Genomic DNA, 20,176 nt, shown 5'->3' with positions numbered 1-20,176 from the left:
GGCCTTTGGATGGTGTCGCAAAATGCGTCGCTTAGCGCGAATAGAATTCGACGACCAGGTTTGGTTCCATCTGCACGGCGAACGGAACGTCAGCCAGGCCGGGAATGCGCGAGAAGGTCGCGACCATCTTGTTGTGATCGGCTTCGATGTAGTCCGGCACGTCGCGTTCGGCCAAGCCCACCGATTCCAGAACGATGACCAGCTGCTTCGACTTTTCGCGGACTTCGACGACGTCGCCCGGCTTGCAGCGGAACGAGCCGATGTTGACGCGCTTGCCGTTGACGTTGACGTGGCCGTGGTTGACGAACTGTCGGGCGGCGAAAATCGTCGGCACGAACTTGGCGCGGTAGACGACCGCGTCGAGACGCGACTCGAGCAGGCCGATCAGGTTCTCGGAGGTATCGCCCTTGCGGCGATCGGCCTCTTCATAGACCTTGCGGAACTGCTTTTCCGAAACGTCGCCATAGTGACCCTTCAGCTTCTGCTTGGCGCGCAGCTGCAGGCCGAAATCGGAAAGCTTGCCCTTGCGGCGCTGACCATGCTGGCCGGGGCCGTATTCACGCTTGTTGACCGGGGACTTCGGGCGGCCCCAGATATTTTCGCCGAGACGGCGGTCGATCTTGTACTTCGCGGATTCGCGCTTGCTCATCGCATTCCCTTTTCAAAACAACACACCCGGAACCTCATGGTCCGGGTGAAGGAAACGCGCCCTCCTCTGGCCCCCGTTTTCGAGACCTGACAGGGTTTTCCCACGCAACGCGGCGGAAAACCCACGGGACACGTCATTTCAAACAAGATCGGAAACGACTAGGCATCCCGATCTTGCGCATACAAAACAACACCGGACATCGCTGCCCGGTGGTTGTGACGGCTGGTTAAACCGAGATTCATCCGGTGTCAAGCTTGTGACTGGCATAGGGCCCGGCGACGAGATACCCGTTTTCCCGCGTAGATGCAGTGCACTTTGGTGCAGCTTCCAGACGACACGCGACCAGGGTCAGCTGTCCGACTTCTTTTCCGGCAGTCCCTTGCGCTTCGTCTCGGCGAACTCCTCGAGCTGCTTTTCGCTCATCGATTCATACATTCCCTTCGAAGCGCCTTTGATCTCGCTCTTCTTGGTCTCGCCGCGCTTGGCCGACAAAGCGGCGCCGGCGGCTTTCTGCTGGGCTTTCGAGGTGGCTGGCATGGCTGTTTCTCCCTTTATTGCCTGGGAGAAAACGCAACGGCCCCGCCAATGTTCCTGATATCAGGCGACCGTCAGCCCGAACCCCTGCATCAGCCGGCTGGTGGCGAAATCCACCTTGCCGGAGGTGAAGACCGCAATGTCAGGCTCACCCACCGGCAATGGCCCGTCGACCGGCGCCAGCAGCGACATGGCGCGGCGGGCGATCGCTTCGGCCGGATCGATCCAGTCGACCGGCCAGGGCGCGGTCTTGCGCATGCGATTGGCCAGGAACGGATAGTGCGTGCAGCCGAGCACGACGATGTCGGTGCGGGCGCCGCCCTTCTCGACGAAGCAGGGCGCGATCTCCTGGCGGACGATCTCCTCGTCGACGAACCCCTCGCGCATGTAGATTTCCGCCAGCGGCGCCAGCCGGTCCGAGCCGACGAGCCGCACATGGCATTTCTGCGCCCATTTGCTGATCAGGTCGCGCGTGTATTGACGCTTGACCGTGCCGGGTGTCGCCAGCACCGAGACGAGGCCTGAGCGCGTGCGCTCGGCGGCCGGCTTGATCGCCGGCACCGTGCCGACAAAAGGGTGACCGGGAAATTTCTCGCGCAACGCGTCGATCACCAGTGTCGATGCGGTGTTGCAGGGGATGACCGAAATCTCGGGCTGGAATTTTTCCAGCAGCGCGCCGAACAGGCCAAGGATATGGGCGTTGAGGGCCGGCTCCTCCCAGGCGCCATAGGGGAAGGCGGCATCGTCGGCGACATAGACAAAGCGGCGGTCGGGCATCAGCACGCGCGCCTCGCGCAGCACGGTGAGGCCGCCGATGCCGGAATCGAACATCAGGATCGGCCGCTCAGTCATTGTCGGTTCCCTTTCCGCCGAGCGGCGGCATGTCGTCGTCCTTGCCGGTGCCGTCTGCCTTGCCTGCGAGGCGATCGCCTTCCGCCTTGCGGGCGCGCGCCACGGCCGCCGGCAATCGTCTTGGATCGTCGCCCGGGGAACCCTCGCCACGCGGCATCGCCGGTGAAAACCTGTCCAGCGACGAAATGATACCGCGCAGCACCTTCAGCTCCGGCTCGGCGAAACCGGCACGCGTCAGCACGGCGCGCAGATTGTCGACCATCTTCGGCTTCTTCGGCGCGGGGCGGAAATAACCGCGCGCTTCCAATGCGCCTTCGAGATAGGCGAACAGCCCGTGCAACTCTTCCTTGCTTGCCGGCTTCATGTCCGGGCCCGAAAAATTGGTTTTGGTCTCGTCTTCCAGGCCGGACTTCATCCACTCGTAGGACATCAGCAAGGCCGCCTGGGCGATGTTGAGCGAGGAGAAATCGGGATCGACGGGGAAGGTGACGATCTCGTCGGCAAGGCCGACCTCGTCATTGTAGAGGCCGAAGCGCTCGCGGCCGAACAGGATGCCGGTGCGCTGCCCCATTGCGTGACGGGTCCGGAGCACCCTGCCCGCTTCCACCGGGCCGCGCACGGATTTGAAGCCGTCGCGCTGCCTGGCCGTGGTCGCGAAAACAAAGTTCAGATCGGCGAGCGCCGAGGCCAGGTCGTCGAACACTTTCACGGCGTCGATGACATGGTCGGCGCGGCTGGCGGCCGCGCGCGCCTTCTCGCTCGGCCAACCGTCGCGAGGGTTGACCACGCGCAGTTCCGACAGGCCGAAATTGGCCATGGCACGAGCCACCATGCCGATGTTCTCACCGAGCTGCGGCTCGACGAGGATCATCGCCGGGCCAGCGGTCATGAGGCCGCGCTGAAAGTCCGTTCCTGTCATGTGTTCCTGGTGATTGCGTCACGAAGTCTCCGCGTCCTGCCACATCGATGCGGCTTTTTGAAGAGTTGTCGACCGCTTGGCCGACAAATAGCCTTGTGCCGTCCCCTCGAGAGATTGGCGGGATGTGGCATCGCACTCGTGCTCTCAGCCAAAAGGCATCCGACCTCGTTGCTGCGTGATGGCTCGACCTGGCGCCTCAAACCGCCGGCAAATGGAAACTGGGGTGCTCGCTGTTGCTATTGACGATATTTCCCATTTTTAGAAATCATCTACGATCCGAATGCATATTTATTTACGATGACGCATCGCGTCGGTGGAAAATCAAATTAGAAAAAGGTAATCTCCCGCCCGCTTGGGTTTTCAATGTGTATCGACGGTTGGTATTTCGAAGATGGAGTGTGTCCTGCACGCTCCCGTCATTTATTTATGCCCCAAGCATTTCGACACGGGTTTCCATGGCCGACGAGGGCGTTGGCCAGATCCAGGAGGGGCAAATGAAAATCGTACGGTTTTTCCTTTCACTCGCCGTGTTGCTTGCAGCGTCAATCTTCCTGATCGCGCCAGCTTCGGCGCAAGCGACACGCACGTGGGTTTCCGGCGTTGGCAACGACGCCGATCCGTGCAGCCGGACCGCACCTTGCAAGACGTTTGCCGGTGCCATCTCGAAGACAGCGACGGCCGGCGAGATCAACTGTCTCGATCCGGGCGGCTTTGGCGCGGTCACCATCACCAAATCCCTCACCATCGACTGCAGAAACACTGAAGCCGGTGTGCTTTTTACGCTCGGCACGAACGGCATCATCGTCAACGCCCCCGCCGGCTCGATAGTGCATCTCCGCGGCCTCGATCTAGACGGTGTAGGCACAGGCGCCGACGCCGTGCGTATGCTTGGTCAAGGTCAACTGCATATCGAGGACTGCAACATAGAGCGGGTGACCAGCAATGGCGTCGAATTCGCCGCCAACGCGAACAGCGAACTCTACATAAGCAACACGCGGATAGCTGAGGCAGGCGCCGAAGGTGTTCTTATCAAATCGTCCGTGGCTGCTGGTATCAACGCCATCCTTTCAAGAGTGGAAATCACCAACAGCGGCAGCGGCATTCTTATCGACGGCACGGGCAACACCGTGGCCATGAACCTGACGCTGACCAACAGCCTGATCAGCGGCAACACCGGCAACGGCGTGGTGGTCAAATCCGTCGCAGCGGCATCGCCGGTGCGCGCGACGATTACCGGCAACACGATCAGCGCCAATGCCGGCGCCGGCGTCAACGCCAACGGTGCGGCTGCCAGCGGCAACGGAAGCGCCATCGCCTTTCTCGGCGGATCGACGATCTTCGGCAATGTCACCGGGGTCAGCAATACCGGGAGCGGCGCCGTCCAGTCGTTCAAGAACAACATGATCGCCGGCAACGTAACCGACGGCACACCGCTCACCGCCTTCCCGGGCCCTGGCGGTACGCCGCTGCAATAAGCGACGACAGCCTGCGCGGTAGCGTGAACAAAGGCGATGCCGGCTGCCCTCAAGGGATAGGCGGCATTGCCTCTTTGTTCCCGACTGCCATAGCAGGAGCCTGCGTCTTCCGCTGCCCGGTTGCACCGCTCGACCTGGCGGCCCAAGCCGTCGACAAATGGACCCGCCCTGTGCTCGGTGCCGGCATTGACGATATTTTCCATTTGTAAAAATCATCAACGATCCGAATGTATATTTATTTACGATGACGCGTCGCGTCACTGGAGAATCAAATTAGAAAAAGGTAATCTCCCGACCGCTTGGGTTTTCAAAGTGTATCGACGGTTGGTATTTCGAAGATGGAGTGTGTCCTGCACGCTCCCGTCGTTTATTTATGCCCCAAGCATATCGACACCGGTTTCCATGGCCGACGAGGCGTTGGCCAAATCTAGGAGGGGCAATTGAAAATCTTACGGTTTTTCCTTTCACTCGCTGTGTTAGCTCTGGCGTCAGCCTTCCTGATTGCGCCAGCTTCCGCGCAAGCGACGCGGACGTGGGTTTCCGGCGTTGGTGACGACGCCAATCCGTGCAGCCGAACCGCACCGTGCAAGACGTTTGCCGGTGCCATCTCGAAGACGGCTACGGCTGGCGAAATCAACTGTCTCGACCCGGGTGGCTTTGGCGCGGTCACCATCACCAAATCCATCACCATCGACTGCAAAACGACGGAAGGTGGTGTGCTTGCGTCCCTCGTGAACGGCATCATCGTCAACACGCCCGTCGGCTCGGCGGTGCATCTTCGCGGCCTCGACATAGACGGTGTAGGCAATGGCCTCGACGGCGTGCGGATGGTTGGGCAGGGTCAGCTGCATATCGAGGACTGCAACATAGAGCGGATGGGCGGCAACGGCGTCGAATTCGCCGCCAACGCCAACAGCGAACTCTACATAAGCAACACGCGCATAGCCGAGTCAGGCGCTGAAGGCGTTCTCATCAAATCGTCCGTGGCTGCTGGTATCAACGCCATCCTTTCGAGGGTGGAAATCACCAACAGCGCCAGTGGCATTCTTGTCGACGGCACCGGCAATACCGTTGCCATGAACCTGACACTGACCAATAGCCTTATCAGCGGCAACACCGGCAACGGCGTGGCGATCAAGTCCGTCGCCGCGGCATCGCCGGTGCGTGCGACGATGACCGGTAACACGATCAGCGCCAATGCCGGCAGCGGTGTCAACGCCAACGGTGCCGCTGCCAGCGGCAACGGAAGCGCCATCGCCTTTCTCGGCGGATCGACGATATTCGGCAATGTTACCGGGGTCAGCAATACCGGGAGCGGCGCCGTCCAGTCGTTCAAGAACAACATGATCGCCGGCAACGTAGCCGATGGCACGCCGCTCACCGCCTTCCCGGGCCCTGGCGGTGCGCCGCTGCAATAAGCGACCGCCGCTTCCGCGGCAGCATGAAACAGGCGATGCCGGCTGCCCATCAGGGGCAGTGCGGCATCGCCTTTTTTTGTTCGATTGCCAGAGCGGTTCCCCGTTTCACGGAAACGCCGAACCGCTCTATCTTTTTGTTTATCGCAATTCCCTGAGGGAAAGCGCTACGCGCTTTTCCCGAGAAAATCGCTCCACACTTTTCCTGGAATTGCTCCGGCAGCAGCCTGCGTCTGCATCGTCCCGGTTTGCACCGCTCTGATCGCTTTGCTATAGGCGAAGTCCCTACTCTGGCGAGGTCTGCCCCGCCATCACCCAACTGTTGAACGAGGCATTCTTTCCATGGCGAAGATCAAGGTGGCGAACCCGGTCGTCGAACTCGACGGCGACGAGATGACCCGCATCATCTGGCAGTTCATCAAGGACAAGCTGATCCACCCTTATCTCGACCTCAAGCTTGAATATTATGACCTCGGCATCGAGCACCGCGACGCCACCAACGACCAGGTGACCATCGATTCGGCCAACGCCATCAAGAAATACGGCGTCGGCGTGAAATGCGCGACGATCACGCCCGACGAGCAGCGCGTCGAGGAATTCAAGCTGAAGAAGATGTGGAAGTCGCCGAACGGCACCATCCGCAACATCCTCGGCGGCACCATATTCCGCGAGCCGATCATCATGAAGAACGTACCTCGTCTGGTGCCCGGCTGGACCAAGCCTATCATCGTCGGCCGTCACGCCTTCGGCGACCAGTACCGTGCCACCGATTTCCGCTTTCCCGGCAAGGGCAAGCTGACGATCAAGTTCGTCGGCGAGGACGGCAAGGTCATCGAGCACGATGTCTACGATGCGCCGGGCGCCGGCGTCGCCATGGCGATGTATAATCTCGACGATTCCATCCGCGAGTTCGCCCGTGCTTCGCTGAACTACGGCCTGCTGCGCAACTATCCGGTCTATCTCTCGACCAAGAACACCATCCTCAAGGCCTATGACGGGCGCTTCAAGGACATCTTCCAGGAAGTCTATGAGGCCGAGTTCGAGGCCGAGTTCAAGTCGAAGAAGCTCTGGTACGAGCACCGGCTGATCGACGACATGGTGGCGTCCAGCCTGAAATGGTCCGGCGGCTATGTCTGGGCCTGCAAGAACTATGACGGCGACGTCCAGTCCGATACCGTTGCGCAAGGGTTCGGTTCGCTTGGCCTGATGACCTCGGTGCTGATGACACCGGACGGCAAGACGGTGGAAGCCGAAGCCGCGCACGGCACCGTCACCCGCCACTACCGGCAGCACCAGAAGGGCGAGGAGACCTCGACCAATTCAATCGCCTCGATCTTTGCCTGGACGCGCGGCCTCGCGCACCGCGCCAAGCTCGACGACAATGCCGAACTGAAGCGCTTTGCCGAGACACTGGAAAAGGTCTGCATCCAGACGGTCGAGAGCGGTTTCATGACCAAGGACCTGTCGCTGCTGATCGGCCCCGACCAGCCCTGGCTCTCGACCACCGGCTTCCTCGACAAGATCGACGAGAACCTGCAAAAGGCGATGGCCTGACCAGGCAAGACCCGGGAGGGGTATATGGGCAAGCCCGTCGTCTACGGCGCGGACTACAGCGTCTATGTGCGCATCGTGCGGCTCGTGCTCGAGGAGAAAGGCATCGACTACGGACTTGTGCCGGTCGATGTCTTTGCCGCCGAGGGCATTCCCGCCTGGTATTTCGAGCATCACCCGTTCGGCCGCATTCCGGCCTTCGAGCATGACGGGTTTCGCCTTTTCGAGACGAGCGCGATTGCGGGCTATGTCGACGAAGCCTTTGACGGGCCGGCGCTGCAGCCGAAGGATCCGCGCGGCCGTGCGCGGATGAACCAGTTCATCGGCATGCTCGACGCCTATGCCTATCGGTCGATGGTCTGGGATGTCGCCGTCGAACGGTTGGAGAAGGAGGCGCCCGACGAGGCGCTGATCGCAAACGGGCTTTCGCAGGCGAGCAAGGCGCTTCAGACGCTCTCCGCATTGAAAGTGCGAGGGCCATGGTTGCTTGGCGACCAGCTGACGCTGGCCGATCTGGATGCGGCGCCGATCATCGGCTATTTCGTCAAGGTCGCCGAAGGGCAAAAGCTGCTCGCCCAGTTCCCCGAGATCCAGGCCTGGTGGGACCGGATCGCTGCCCGTCCAAGCTTTGCCGCGAGCGGTCCTGCGGCCTGATCAGCCTGCGCCTGCTGTTCAATCCGGCCGGTTGTTCATTTCGGCCGCCGTTCATTCCGGAAGATAGATTTCCGCCTTCATGAAGGTCTTGGCGCGACCCAGGATCAGCACGCGATCGCCGGCCAGTTCACACAAGAGATGCCCGCCGCGCTGTGAGCACTGGAAGGCCGACAGGTGGGTCTTGCCGAGTTTTTCAGACCAGTACGGCACCAGCGTCGCATGAATTGAGCCGGTCACCGGATCCTCGGGAATGCCGGCTCCGGGAACGAAATAGCGGGAGACGAAGTCATGCGTTTGGCCGCGCGCGGTAATGACAAGGCCGAGCGGGTGAAAAGCTTCGATCCTGAGCAGATCGGGAACGAAGGACCGGACGGATTGCTCGTCGGCAAGCTCGACGAACAGGTTCTCAAAATTGCGAAAGCCCGCAACCGGATGCGGCGACAATATCTCCTGCAGCGCCAGCATGGTTTCGCCATCGACAGGCTGCGGCGGAAAGCATGGCAGATCGAGCTGGTAGGCGCCTTGCCGCTGAGAGACCCGCAACTCGCCCACTCGCGTGGAAAAGGCCATGTCATCGGCCACATCGTGTTGCGAGGCCAGCACATGCGCGGTCGCCAGGGTGGCGTGTCCGCAGAAGTCGACTTCATGAACCGGTGTGAACCAGCGCAAGTCCCACCCCTTGCCGTTCGGCCGCGCAAAGGCGGTTTCGGCGAGATTGTTCTCGTTTGCGATCGCCTGCATCACCTCGTCCGCCAGCCAGTCCTGCAAGATGAGGACGGCAGCGGGGTTGCCCTGAAAGGCGCGCTCGGCAAAGGCATCGACCTGGTACATGGTCAGCGTGGGCACATCATCCTCCAAAAAGACTGATCGCCGGCCGGGCGACCATCAGCCAAACGATGGCAAGCACGGCAGCGAAAGCCGGAAAGCCGCAAGCAAACCAGATGCGAAAAAGGCGCTTTTCCTCGACGGGCAGCGGTCGATTTTCGACGGCCGCCTGTCGCGCCAGATTTCGTATCCGAATCTGGATCCAGACCACCGGCAGCCAGAACAGACCCGTCACGACATAAAGCAGCAGCGACAGTACAATCCAGCCCTCGGACAGCGGCCACCCCAATGCCCGAGCAAGCAACACGCCGGAGATAGGCTGCACGACGACCGCGGTTGCCGTGAATATGGTGTCGGCGACGACAACCGTGCCCGCGACATGGGCGACGAGCTCGGCGCGACCGGTGCGCTGTGCCATCAGCATGAAGAAGGCGATCCCGGCGCCGGTGCCGAAGAGAACCGTGGCGCCAATGACATGCGTCCAGCGCAGTATGTCGGCCCAGAGGTTCATCGCTCGTCGAGGACCGCCAGCGCCACAAGCACCAGGCACAGCATGGGGATCGTCTTGACCAGCGGCCCCAGCGGCGCGAGCCATAGATCGGGAACGAGAAGCGTCGACGCCGCCAGATAAAACAGCGTGACCGCAATCATCGCCAGCAGCGCTGGCCGTGCCAAAGGTCGGACCAGAACCGCCGCGCCGGCAAGGATATCCGCAGCACTGCCGGCAAGAACAGACATGTCCGCCAAATTCGCCGACACGCCGCGTGAAACAAGAATGGAAGCGGCCTCGTCTTGCCGGATCAGGCCGATGATGCCCGAAGCAAGCCAGAACAGGGCCAGGCAGCCGAAGATGACGGGTTTTGCCAGCCAGAGGCGCGCGAACCATCGCTCCTGGATATGGGCCGGCATGGCGGCCAGCGTTGCTTCCAGCGGCTGCAGCGGACGGCCACAAATCTGGTTCCATGGCCCGGCATTGCCGGTCACGCCACGCGCCAGCGCGGCAAGGGCTGCGCTGCGCAAAGGCGATCGCCAGCCAAGGAGGCCGAGGCCATCGGCGGTCGCGGCAGCAAGACGGCCGACAACGGCCGGCACCGGTACGACCTTCGCCTGCGGCAGGCCAAGCCATGCCCGAAAGGCCAGGAGAACATCGGCGAGCGGCCTGGCCTGCACCTCGACGAGATCGACAGCAGTACGGGGCGGCAGCGATCCGGCGACCGCGCGCGAGACCGCTTCAGCAACGTCGGTGACCGCCACGGTCTGGATCGGCTGGCGCGACATGACAGCAGGGATAAAAGCGGGGAAAGCCGCAAGGGCGCGCAAAAGGGCTGTCCCGCCATAGGCGGCGGGCGCGATCACCAAACCCGGGCGCAGGATCGTCCACTCCAGCGAAGAGCTTGCGACAGCCCTGTCGCCCTGCGCCTTGCTGTTGAAGAAAGGGTCGGTGGAGGAGAAGTCGGCGCCGATCGCGGAAATCTGCGCAAAACGGCGCACGCCGGCCTGTTCGCAAGCCGCGACCAGCGCCATCACCGAATGCCGGTGGATGGCGTCGAGGCGATCGCGCGGGCCGTCCTGCAAGGCGCCTGCCGCATTGACGATTGCATCCATGCCGGTGACCACCGGCAGCCAGTCCTCGGCGGCAAGCAGCCGCGACATGTCGGTGGCGATCCAGCGCACCGCCGGCCAGCGCCGCTCGGCATCCACGACATCGCGACCAAGGCCGGCCACATGATGACCGTCGCGAAGCAGACGGCCGACGACGGCTTCGCCGATCAGACCGTAGCCGCCAAGGACGAGCACCTTCATGCAGGGACTTTCAGGCTGCCTCCAGCGCCGCCTTGACCGCGGCGATCGCATCACCGGCTTTCGAGGCGTCCGGGCCACCGGCTTGCGCCATGTCGGGCCGCCCGCCGCCGCCCTGACCGCCCAGTGCTGCGGAGGCCACGCGCACCAGATCGACGGCGCTGAAACGGCTTAGCAGATCATCGGTGACAGCGACCACGACGCTCGCCTTGTTGTCGTCGCCGGCGCCGACGAAGACGACGACGCCGGAACCGAGCGAGCTCTTGCCGGCATCGGCCAGCGGCTTCAGATCCTTCGGCGAAACACCCGAAACCGCCTTACCGAGGAAGCCGACGCCGGCGACAGTCTCGTTCTCCGACGGTGCACCCGCAGCGGCTCCGCCGCCCAGCGCCAGTTTCTTGCGCGCTTCGGTCAGTTCCTTCTCGAGCTTCTTGCGCTCGTCGAGCAGCGCCTCGACGCGCGCCGGCACGTCGGCCGGCGAGATCTTCAGCGTCGCGGCCACCGATTTCAAACGCCGGTCCTGCTCGTCGAGATGCTTGCGCGCGGCCTCGCCGGTCAAAGCCTCGATGCGGCGCACGCCGGCGGCGACCGCGCTGTCCGACACGACACGCACCAGACCGATATCGCCGGTCGCCCTGACATGCGTGCCGCCGCAGAGTTCGACCGAATAGGGCCGGTTGGCCTTGGCGCCATGCAGGCCGGTGCCCATCGACACGACGCGCACTTCATCGCCGTACTTCTCGCCGAACAGCGCCATGGCGCCCTCGGCAATGGCATCGTCGACCGACATCAGGCGCGTGCTCACCGGGCCGTTCTGGACGACGATCTCGTTCGCCATGCGCTCGACCTCTTCGAGATCCTCGGGCGAAATCGGCTTGTTGTGCGAGATGTCGAAGCGCAGTCGTTCGGGCGCAACCAGCGAACCCTTCTGGGCGACATGGCTACCCAGCACCTCGCGCAGCGCCTCATGGATCAGATGCGTCGCGGAATGGTTGGCACGCAGCCTGGAGCGGCGCGCATGATCAACCTTCAGCTCGACGACCGCGCCGGTCTTGACCGTGCCGCTGGCCACCTTGCCGATATGGACGAACAGGCCATCGGCCTTCTTCTGCGTATCGGAAATCTCGATCGAGAAGCCTTCGCCTGACATCACCCCGGTGTCGCCCATCTGGCCGCCGGACTCGGCATAGAACGGCGTCTGGTTGACCACCACGGCAACTGCCTCGCCCTTGCTTGCGCTGTCGACGGTCTTGCCGTCCCTGACCAGCGCCTGGATGAGGCCTTCCGCCTGCTCGGTCTCGTAACCGAGGAATTCGGTGGCGCCCGCCTTCTCGCGCACCGGGAACCAGATCGTCTCTGTGGCCGCGTCGCCGGAGCCTGCCCAGTGAGCCCGCGCCTCGGCCCTCTGCCGTTCCATGGCATTGGTGAAGCCGGCCAGATCGACCGAGATGCTGCGCTGGCGCAGCGCGTCCTGCGTCAGATCGAGCGGGAAGCCGTAGGTGTCGTAGAGCTTGAAGGCCGTCTCGCCATCCAGCATGTCGCCGGCGCCCAGTTTTTCCGTCGCCTCCGAAAGCAGGCCGAGGCCACGCACCAGCGTCTTGCGGAACCGCGTTTCCTCGAGCTTCAGGGTCTCGGTGATCAACTGCTCGCCGCGCACCAGTTCCGGATAGGCCTGGCCCATCTCGCGCACCAGGGCCGGCACCAGGCGCCACATCAAGGGATCGCGGGCACCGAGCAACTGTGCATGGCGCATGGCGCGGCGCATGATGCGGCGCAGCACATAGCCACGGCCTTCGTTCGACGGCAGCACACCGTCGGCGACCAGGAAGGACGACGAGCGCAGATGATCGGCAATGACGCGGAAGGACGCGACCGTCTCCTTGTCGGGACCGTGCCCGATGGCGGACGACGCCGCGTCGATCAGGTGACGGAACAGATCGGTCTCGAAGACGCTTTCCACCCCTTGCAGGATGGACGCCATGCGCTCCAGGCCCATGCCGGTGTCGATCGACGGGCGCGGCAGGTCGATGCGCTCCTCCTTCGTCACCTGTTCATACTGCATGAACACCAGGTTCCAGAATTCGAGGAAACGGTCGCCGTCTTCCTCCGGGCTGCCGGGAGGGCCGCCCCAGATGTGGTCGCCGCGGTCGATGAAGATCTCCGAGCACGGCCCGCACGGTCCGGTGTCGCCCATCGCCCAGAAATTGTCCGAGGTCGCGATGCGAATGATGCGGTCGTCGGAAAACCCGGCGATCTTCTTCCAGAAGCCCGCCGCCTCGTCGTCCGTGTGATAGACGGTGACCAGCAGCTTGTCCTTGTTCAGCCCGAATTCCTTGGTGATCAGGTTCCAGGCAAGCTCGATGGCGCGCTCCTTGAAATAGTCGCCAAAGGAGAAATTGCCGAGCATCTCGAAGAAGGTCAGATGGCGCGCGGTGTAGCCGACATTGTCGAGGTCGTTGTGCTTGCCGCCGGCGCGGACGCTCTTCTGCGCGGTCGAAGCGCGCGAATAGGGCCGCTTCTCCAGGCCGGTGAAGACGTTCTTGAACTGCACCATGCCGGCGTTGGTGAACATCAGCGTCGGATCGTTGCGCGGCACCAGCGGGCTCGACGCGACGATCTCGTGACCCTCCTTGCGGAAGTAGTCGAGAAAAGTCGACCGGATCTCGTTCACGCCACTCATGAATGCTGCCTTTTCGAGAAAACCGCCGGCAAACCGGCGGAAAATGGGCTCAGGGTCTCAAAGAGCGTCGCGCTGAAAACGGATTCAGTCGACGCGCTTCAAGTTTTTGCTTCCATGCATGTCGCTGTCCCAAAACCGCTGCGCACTTTTGGGCGACATCCATAAGAAAATAGACTTGGCCTTTTAGCGGTCGCACCGCACCCTGTCCAGAAACACGGAATTGGTCCAAATCGCGCGCTTGCCGACCATCGGCGCCGGCCGCAAAACGAAAAACCGCCGGCTCGAAAGCCGGCGGTTTGGAACGCAAAAAACACTGAACTCAATTACATAAGCTTGAGATAATAGAACAGGATTATGGCCGATCTTCGGCCGGCATCCTGTGCACGAAGTTGTTACATCGCGCCGGATTCCTCCTCGAAGCCGTCGTCGCCGCTCTCCGCGCCGCCATTCTCGAGGAATTTCTCGGCGATCAACCCGGCATTCTGCCTGAGCGCCAGTTCGATCTCGCGCGCCGTGTCGGGATTGTCGCGCAGGAACAGCTTGGCATTCTCGCGGCCCTGGCCGAGACGCTGCGAATTGTAGGAGAACCAGGCGCCCGACTTCTCGACCACGCCGGCCTTGACCCCGAGGTCTACCAGTTCGCCGGTCTTGGACACGCCCTCGCCATACATGATGTCGAACTCGACCACCTTGAAGGGCGGCGCCAGCTTGTTCTTGACCACCTTGACGCGGGTCTGGTTGCCGACGACCTCGTCGCGATCCTTGACCGAGCCGATGCGGCGGATGTCGAGGCGGACCGAGGCGTAGAATTTCAGCGCGTTGCCGCCCGTCGTGGTTTCGGGCGAACCGAACATGACGCCGATCTTCATGCGGATCTGGTTGATGAAGATGACCATGGTGTTGGAGCGCGAGATCGAGGCGGTCAGCTTGCGCAGCGCCTGGCTCATCAGGCGGGCCTGCAGGCCGGGCAGCGAATCGCCCATCTCGCCTTCGATTTCGGCGCGTGGCGTCAGCGCCGCGACCGAATCGACCACCAGCACGTCGATGGCACCGGAGCGCACCAGCGTGTCGCAGATTTCCAGCGCCTGCTCACCCGTGTCGGGCTGCGAGATCAGAAGGTTTTCCAGATCGACGCCAAGCTTGCGTGCATAGACCGGATCGAGCGCATGCTCGGCATCGACGAAGGCGCAGATGCCGCCCTTCTTCTGGGCTTCCGCAACAGTGTGCAAGGCAAGCGTCGTCTTGCCCGAGCTTTCCGGCCCGTAGATTTCGATGATGCGGCCGCGCGGCAGGCCACCGACGCCAAGCGCGATGTCGAGGCCAAGCGAGCCCGTCGGCACGGTTTCGATCTCGACGACCTGCTCGTTCGCGCCGAGCCGCATGATCGAGCCCTTGCCGAAAGCCCGCTCGATTTGCGACAGCGCCGCATCCAGAGCCTTTGATTTGTCCACCGCTTTGTCCTCTACTAGCCGCAAAGAATTCTGAGCCATGATACATCACCCCTTGGTCGTCAATGAAGGCCGGACAATCCGTAATCCCTGCCTATTTGTACCTTTTTTGTTCTCGTTTGGCAAGAGGGTTCAAGTATCTGAAAGGCAATCACTATCCGTATTTGTTCTTTTTTTGTCCTGAGAATCACATCAGGAGCGCACCTCGCATTGGGCCAGACCGCATACTCGTTTCGATCCGCCGAATCGCCTGCCTGCGTGCGAAGCTTCTTCACGCAGCCTAGCGCTTGTGCGGCTGGAATAACAAAGGTCATATCGCCGGCATGGTGAAATCTCCAAGAATCCTGGCCGTGGGCGGCGCCCATATCGACCGCCGTGGGCAGGTGTCCGGCGCTTATGTGCCGGCCGCGTCCAATCCCGGCACGATGCGCGAGGATGTCGGCGGCGGCGTCTTCAATGCCTTGCGCAGCGCGGTCCGGCGCGGCGTTTCGGCCTCGCTGCTGTCGGTGCGCGGCGGCGATGCCGCTGCCGATACGGTTTCACGGGCCATCGGCAAAGCGGGGATCACCGACCTGTCGGCGGTGTTCCTCGATCGCACGACGCCAAGCTATACGGCGCTGATCGACAGCGAGGGCGAGCTGATCGTCGGCTTTGCCGACATGGCGCTCTATGAGCTGGCGTTTCCCAAGCAGGTCAGGCGCTCCAAGGTGCGCGAGGTACTCGCCGCTGCCGATGCCGTCTTCTGCGACGCCAACCTGCCGACGGCGGCACTAGAGAGGCTCGTGGCACTCGCCGCCGGCAAACCCGTCTTTGCCATTGCCATTTCGCCGGCCAAGATCGTGCGCCTGAGGCCGGTGCTCGGCAATCTGGCGGTGGTCTTCATGAACCAGCGCGAGGCGGTCGCACTTGCCGGCCTGGACAGTGCGGCCTCCGGGCAGGACATCGTCGACGGGCTGAAACGTGCCGGGCTCAAAAGCGGCGTGGTGACAGCCGGCGGCGCTCCGATGCTGGGCTTCGATGAAGCCGGCGCCTTCTCGATCCTGCCGCCGACGCCAAGAAAGGTCACCGACGTCACCGGCGCCGGCGATGCGCTGGCGGGAGCGACGGTCGCTGCCTCGCTTCGCGGCATGCCGTTGCGCGCGGCCCTGCGCGAAGGCATTGCCGCAGCGACGCTGGCCATCGAAAGCGCCGACGCCGTTCCCGATTTCACCACGGCTGATTTCGCCGAGGCGCTGGCTCTTGTGCCGGATGCGCAGGAAGTGGCATGAGACCGGCCAGTTCATAGTGCCGGAGTGTTTTCGCGCGTCCAAGTGGAGGCGCATCGCTCCGGATTGGAGATCAGGATGACACCAGAAACCGCCCGTCCCTTCATCGATATCCATGCGCCGGTTGCACAGGCCTTGGCCGCCGGGCGGCCGGTGGTGGCGCTGGAAAGCACCATCATCACCCATGGCATGCCCTACCCCGACAATGGCGCCATGGCGGCCGATGTCGAAAAGATCATCAGCGACGGCGGCGCCGTGCCGGCGACGATCGCCGTGGTCGGCGGGCGCATCAAGATCGGGCTTTCGGACGGCGAGCGCGAGTCCCTCGCCATGACCGGCGATGCCATGAAGCTGTCGCGCGCCGACCTCGGCTTCGCGGTGGCGCAAGGGCGCACCGGCGGCACCACCGTCGCCGCAACGATGATCGCGGCGCATATGGTCGGCATCAAGGTGTTCGCCACCGGCGGCATCGGCGGCGTGCACAAGGGTGCGGAAAAGAGTTTTGACATTTCCGCCGACCTTGACGAGCTGGCACGCACGCCGGTCATCGTCGTGTCGGCCGGCGCCAAGGCCATCCTCGACATCGAAAAGACGCTGGAAGTGCTGGAAACGCGCGGCGTGCCCGTGGTCGGCCATGGCTGCGAGACGATGCCGGCCTTCTGGTCGCGGCATTCGCCCTTCCGCGCGCCGCTGACCTTGCACCGACCGGAAGAGATCGCGCATTTCTACCAGACCCGGCAGGCGCTGGGGCTCGCCGGCGGCATGCTGATCGCCAATCCGGTGCCCGAAAACCACGAAATCCCCGCCGAAGAGATGGCCGGCTATATCGAGGCCGCGCAGAAGGCGGCCGAAGCGCTCAACGTGACCGGCAAGGCGGTGACGCCGTTCCTGCTGTCGAAAATCCTGGAACTCACGGGCGGCAGGAGCCTGAAGACCAACATCGCGCTGGTCGAAAACAACGCGCGGTTGGCGGCGAAGATCGCGAAGGCGCTGTAGTTCGCCACGAGGGCTATTTCCCCGCCCGCCGCCCGGCCTCATAGGCGCGGCGTGCCCAGAGCGTCATCTCGTCGGGATCATCAAAAGCGCTGTCGGGAATGTTCCAGTAGGGCATGGAGACGAGCTTGCCGTGGCGGGAGCCGATATAGGTCCATTGCCGGCAGCCGGCGGCCTCGAAGTCCGGCGCGCTTTGCTCGTCGGCCTTCAGCATCAGTTCGCCGCGCAGCACGACGGCGATGATGACACCGTCGAAATAGATGCCCTTGCCGCCGAACAGTTTGCGGATGCTGACCGGACCAAGGCCCTCGAACAGTTCGGCGATGCGTTCGTTGTCCATGCCGCGATCATGTCACCGGCATTTGACATTGTCATCGCGCAACCAAGATCATGCTGACAGATTGAGAACATCCGTCGGAGTCGTTTTGTCATGCCGCTTCTGCTCAAAGGGTCCTGCCGCTGCAATGCCGTCCGTTTCGAGGTGGAGAGCCACACGCCGGCGCCGTTCATGCTGTGCTACTGCTCGATCTGCCGCAAGCAGCAAGGCGGCGGCGGCTTCGCCATCAATCTCGGTGCCGACAACGAGACCCTGAACATCAAGGGCAAACGAAACCTCGGCGTCTACCGGGCCGAGATCGATGACGACGAGCATCCGCGTTGCGAGATATCGACCGGCGAGCGCAATTTCTGTCGCAAATGCGGGTCGGCACTGTGGCTCTACGACCCCACCTGGCCGGAGTTGGTGCATCCCTTCGCCTCGGCGATCGACACCGATTTGCCGGAGCCGCCGAGCCGGGTGCATCTGATGCTGAAATACAAGGCCAACTGGGTCGAACCCGTGATCGGCAAGGGCGACAGGACGTTCGACGTCTATCCGGAGGAATCCATCGCCGACTGGCACAAGCGAACGGGCATGTGGGTAGACTAGCGTTCGTCGCCCTGGCGAGGGGAAATCTCAGGCCGAGGCGCGTGCTTCCGCGAGAGCCTTCAGGTCAGCCGGCTTCAGTTCGACGGATTCGCCGCAGCCGCAGGCCGAACTCTGGTTCGGGTTGTGGAAGGTGAAGCCGGTGCGCAGCGTCGTCTGCTCGAAATCCATCTCGGTGCCGAACAGGAAAAGGGCAGCCTCCGGCGCCACATAGACATGGGCGCCATCACGCTCGATATGGTCGTCCTTGGTGTTGGGTTCGGTCACCAGGTCGACCGTGTATTCCATGCCGGCGCAACCGCCCTTCTTGATGCCGAGGCGAATGCCATGCGCGTTTTCGCGGGTGGCGACGATCTCGCGCACCCGGTCGGCGGCCTTTTCGGTCATCGTGATGACGGCAAAGCGTCCCATCTGTTCTTTCTCCATTCCGTGCAGGTTCAAGGCCTGCCGAACGATTCCTCACCTAAAATGGTGAAGTTTTACCACTGGCGCAAGGGCGCCAACCTTTGTGAGGCTAGTACCAGCCGACCGCGACCTGCGCCTCTTCCGACATGCGGTCGGGTGACCATGGCGGGTCGAAGGTCATGTTGACCTCGACACCCGACACGCCTTCAACGGCGCCGACTGCATTTTCCACCCAGCCGGGCATTTCGCCGGCGACCGGGCAACCCGGCGCAGTCAGCGTCATGTCGATCTTGACGGAGCGGTCGTCCTCGATGTCGATCTTGTAGACGAGGCCAAGCTCGTAGATGTCGGCCGGGATTTCCGGGTCGTAGACCGTCTTCAGCGCCGAGACGATGTCGTCGGTCAGCCGCGCCAATTCGTCGGCGGGAATGGTCGAAGCAGACACCACGCTGTTGGCGGCGGCTTCCGGCGTGGTTTCGGCAGCGATGCTCACATCATCCATGGTCGTCACCCAAAAAACTTGCGCGCTTTTTCAAGCGCCTCGGCCAAAGCGTCGACTTCGGCCCTGGTATTATACATGCCGAACGATGCCCTGCATGTGGAGGTTACGCCAAAGCGTTTCAACAGCGGCTGGGCGCAATGCGTGCCGGCGCGCACGGCAACGCCTTGCCTGTCTATCACCATCGACACGTCATGGGCGTGAATGCCCTGCAGTTCGAAGGAGATGATGGCGCCCTTGCCGGGCGCGTCGCCGAAGATGCGCAGCGAGTTGATGGCGCGCAGCCGCTCATGCGCATAGGCCTTGAGGTCTTCCTCGTGCGCTGCGATGCGCTCGCGGCCGATTTTTTCCATGTAGTCGAGCGCAGCACCGAGCCCGATCGCCTGCACGATCGGCGGCGTGCCGGCCTCGAAGCGATGCGGCGGCTCGTTGTAGGTGACGATGTCCTCCGTCACCTCCTCGATCATCTCGCCGCCGCCCATGAACGGCCGCATGCCAGAGAGAATGTCCTTCTTGCCGTAGAGCACGCCGATGCCCGACGGACCGTAGACCTTGTGGCCGGTGAAGACGAAGAAATCGCAGTCGAGATCCTGCACGTCTACGGCCATGTGCACGGCGCTCTGGCTGCCGTCCACGAGGACCGGAATTCCACGTGCATGCGCAATGCGCACGATCTCCTTGATCGGCGTCACCGTGCCTAGCGCATTCGACATCTGGGTGATGGCGACCAGCTTGGTGCGATCGGTCAGCCGCTTCTCGAACTCCTCGATGTGGAAGACGCCGAGATCGTCGACCGGCACCCAGACCAGTTTGGCGCCCTGCCGCTCGCGGATGAAATGCCACGGCACGATGTTGGAGTGATGCTCCATGATCGACAGCACGATCTCGTCGCCCTCGCCGATGTTGGGCATGCCATAGCCATAGGCGACCGTGTTGATCGCCGAGGTCGTGTTCGAGGTGAAGACGATGTTGTCGGTGCTTGGCGCGTTCAGGAAACGGCGCACCGTCTCGCGCGCCTTTTCATAGGCGTCTGTCGCCGCATTGGACAAGAAATGCAGGCCGCGATGGACGTTGGCGTATTCCTGGGAATAGGCATGCTGGATAGCGTCGAGCACCGCCTGCGGCTTCTGCGCCGAGGCGCCATTGTCGAGATAGACCAGCGGTTTGCCGTAGACCTCACGCGACAGGATCGGGAAGTCGCGGCGGATAGCCTCGACGTCATAGGGGATGTTTTCGACTTTCTGGTCCATCGTCTGTCTTTCGATACCCGGGCTCCTGCGTCAGCCG

Annotated in this window: 20 protein-coding genes; 7 read left to right on the top strand and 13 right to left on the bottom strand. The window is 62.6% G+C overall.

Features of this window, described 5'->3' with window-relative positions:
* Positions 1-31 precede the first annotated feature (31 nt).
* From rpsD to CGZ66_RS16840, 4 genes are all read right to left on the bottom strand, one after another.
* A complete protein-coding gene (gene rpsD / locus CGZ66_RS16855) occupies positions 32-649 on the bottom strand; it encodes a 30S ribosomal protein S4 (protein WP_095085417.1) in 618 nt (205 codons plus the stop codon).
* 348 nt (positions 650-997) lie between these two features.
* The gene (locus CGZ66_RS16850; protein ID WP_095085414.1) at positions 998-1,186 is read right to left on the bottom strand and encodes a DUF3008 family protein; all 189 of its coding nucleotides are present in this window, start codon (positions 1,184-1,186) and stop codon (positions 998-1,000) included.
* A 60-nt stretch (positions 1,187-1,246) separates the two neighbouring features.
* Complete coding sequence (murI, locus tag CGZ66_RS16845) at positions 1,247-2,035, bottom strand: glutamate racemase (RefSeq protein ID WP_095085411.1); 789 nt, start codon at positions 2,033-2,035, stop codon at positions 1,247-1,249.
* Positions 2,028-2,954, bottom strand: coding sequence for an RNA methyltransferase (locus CGZ66_RS16840; protein WP_095085408.1), 927 nt, complete (start codon positions 2,952-2,954; stop codon positions 2,028-2,030). Before CGZ66_RS16840 ends, murI begins: the two co-directional genes overlap by 8 nt.
* A 233-nt stretch (positions 2,955-3,187) precedes the next feature.
* Here CGZ66_RS16840 and CGZ66_RS16835 point away from each other — a divergent pair, with 233 nt between their 5' ends.
* From CGZ66_RS16835 to CGZ66_RS16820, 4 genes are all read left to right on the top strand, one after another.
* Positions 3,188-4,429: a right-handed parallel beta-helix repeat-containing protein gene (locus tag CGZ66_RS16835; protein ID WP_245331130.1), complete on the top strand. Its 1,242-nt coding sequence runs from the start codon at positions 3,188-3,190 to the stop codon at positions 4,427-4,429.
* Positions 4,430-4,869: 440 nt separating this feature from the next.
* Positions 4,870-5,847 (top strand): right-handed parallel beta-helix repeat-containing protein, encoded by a 978-nt coding sequence (locus CGZ66_RS16830; protein ID WP_095085405.1) that lies wholly within the window; start codon positions 4,870-4,872, stop codon positions 5,845-5,847.
* Between the two features lie 339 nt (positions 5,848-6,186).
* The gene (locus CGZ66_RS16825) at positions 6,187-7,398 is read left to right on the top strand and encodes an NADP-dependent isocitrate dehydrogenase (RefSeq protein ID WP_095085403.1); all 1,212 of its coding nucleotides are present in this window, start codon (positions 6,187-6,189) and stop codon (positions 7,396-7,398) included.
* Between the two features lie 24 nt (positions 7,399-7,422).
* Complete coding sequence (locus CGZ66_RS16820) at positions 7,423-8,049, top strand: glutathione S-transferase family protein (protein WP_095085401.1); 627 nt, start codon at positions 7,423-7,425, stop codon at positions 8,047-8,049.
* Between the two features lie 51 nt (positions 8,050-8,100).
* Here the strand turns inward: CGZ66_RS16820 and CGZ66_RS16815 are convergent, their stop codons facing one another.
* The 5 genes from CGZ66_RS16815 to recA all read right to left on the bottom strand — a co-directional run bounded on the left by CGZ66_RS16815 (position 8,101) and on the right by recA (position 14,844).
* On the bottom strand, positions 8,101-8,895 hold the full coding sequence (locus CGZ66_RS16815) for a PhzF family phenazine biosynthesis protein (RefSeq protein ID WP_245331129.1): 795 nt from the start codon (positions 8,893-8,895) through the stop codon (positions 8,101-8,103).
* 1 nt (position 8,896) lies between these two features.
* A complete protein-coding gene (locus CGZ66_RS16810; protein ID WP_095085399.1) occupies positions 8,897-9,385 on the bottom strand; it encodes a DUF2269 family protein in 489 nt (162 codons plus the stop codon).
* Complete coding sequence (locus CGZ66_RS16805; protein ID WP_095085396.1) at positions 9,382-10,677, bottom strand: SDR family oxidoreductase; 1,296 nt, start codon at positions 10,675-10,677, stop codon at positions 9,382-9,384. Before CGZ66_RS16805 ends, CGZ66_RS16810 begins: the two co-directional genes overlap by 4 nt.
* Positions 10,678-10,687: 10 nt before the next feature.
* Complete coding sequence (gene alaS / locus CGZ66_RS16800; RefSeq protein WP_095085394.1) at positions 10,688-13,354, bottom strand: alanine--tRNA ligase; 2,667 nt, start codon at positions 13,352-13,354, stop codon at positions 10,688-10,690.
* A 392-nt stretch (positions 13,355-13,746) separates the two neighbouring features.
* Complete coding sequence (gene recA, locus CGZ66_RS16795; RefSeq protein WP_095085392.1) at positions 13,747-14,844, bottom strand: recombinase RecA; 1,098 nt, start codon at positions 14,842-14,844, stop codon at positions 13,747-13,749.
* Between the two features lie 281 nt (positions 14,845-15,125).
* Here recA and CGZ66_RS16790 point away from each other — a divergent pair, with 281 nt between their 5' ends.
* Both CGZ66_RS16790 and CGZ66_RS16785 read left to right on the top strand, forming a co-directional pair.
* Complete coding sequence (locus tag CGZ66_RS16790; RefSeq protein WP_095085390.1) at positions 15,126-16,070, top strand: carbohydrate kinase family protein; 945 nt, start codon at positions 15,126-15,128, stop codon at positions 16,068-16,070.
* 75 nt (positions 16,071-16,145) lie between these two features.
* A complete protein-coding gene (locus tag CGZ66_RS16785) occupies positions 16,146-17,063 on the top strand; it encodes a pseudouridine-5'-phosphate glycosidase (RefSeq protein WP_095085678.1) in 918 nt (305 codons plus the stop codon).
* Positions 17,064-17,076: 13 nt separating this feature from the next.
* On the opposite strand, the gene CGZ66_RS16780 is transcribed toward CGZ66_RS16785, so the two are convergent.
* Positions 17,077-17,400 (bottom strand): TfoX/Sxy family protein, encoded by a 324-nt coding sequence (locus tag CGZ66_RS16780; protein ID WP_095085387.1) that lies wholly within the window; start codon positions 17,398-17,400, stop codon positions 17,077-17,079.
* Positions 17,401-17,490: 90 nt separating this feature from the next.
* On the opposite strand from CGZ66_RS16780, the gene CGZ66_RS16775 reads away from it, so the two are divergent.
* On the top strand, positions 17,491-17,988 hold the full coding sequence (locus tag CGZ66_RS16775; RefSeq protein WP_095085385.1) for a GFA family protein: 498 nt from the start codon (positions 17,491-17,493) through the stop codon (positions 17,986-17,988).
* 27 nt (positions 17,989-18,015) lie between these two features.
* Here the strand turns inward: CGZ66_RS16775 and sufA are convergent, their stop codons facing one another.
* From sufA to CGZ66_RS16760, 3 genes are all read right to left on the bottom strand, one after another.
* Positions 18,016-18,396, bottom strand: coding sequence for a Fe-S cluster assembly scaffold SufA (gene sufA / locus CGZ66_RS16770; protein WP_013895897.1), 381 nt, complete (start codon positions 18,394-18,396; stop codon positions 18,016-18,018).
* 103 nt (positions 18,397-18,499) lie between these two features.
* Positions 18,500-18,892: an SUF system Fe-S cluster assembly protein gene (locus tag CGZ66_RS16765; protein ID WP_095085383.1), complete on the bottom strand. Its 393-nt coding sequence runs from the start codon at positions 18,890-18,892 to the stop codon at positions 18,500-18,502.
* 5 nt (positions 18,893-18,897) lie between these two features.
* Positions 18,898-20,139 carry a cysteine desulfurase gene (locus tag CGZ66_RS16760; protein ID WP_095085381.1) on the bottom strand — a complete coding sequence of 414 codons (1,242 nt, stop codon included), beginning with the start codon at positions 20,137-20,139 and terminating at the stop codon, positions 18,898-18,900.
* Positions 20,140-20,176: the final 37 nt, after the last annotated feature.

This window comes from Mesorhizobium sophorae, from assembly GCF_002270415.1.
GTDB lineage: Bacteria > Pseudomonadota > Alphaproteobacteria > Rhizobiales > Rhizobiaceae > Mesorhizobium > Mesorhizobium sophorae.
Note: the sequence above shows the minus strand (reverse complement) of the source record. Positions and strands in the feature narration are given on the sequence as shown.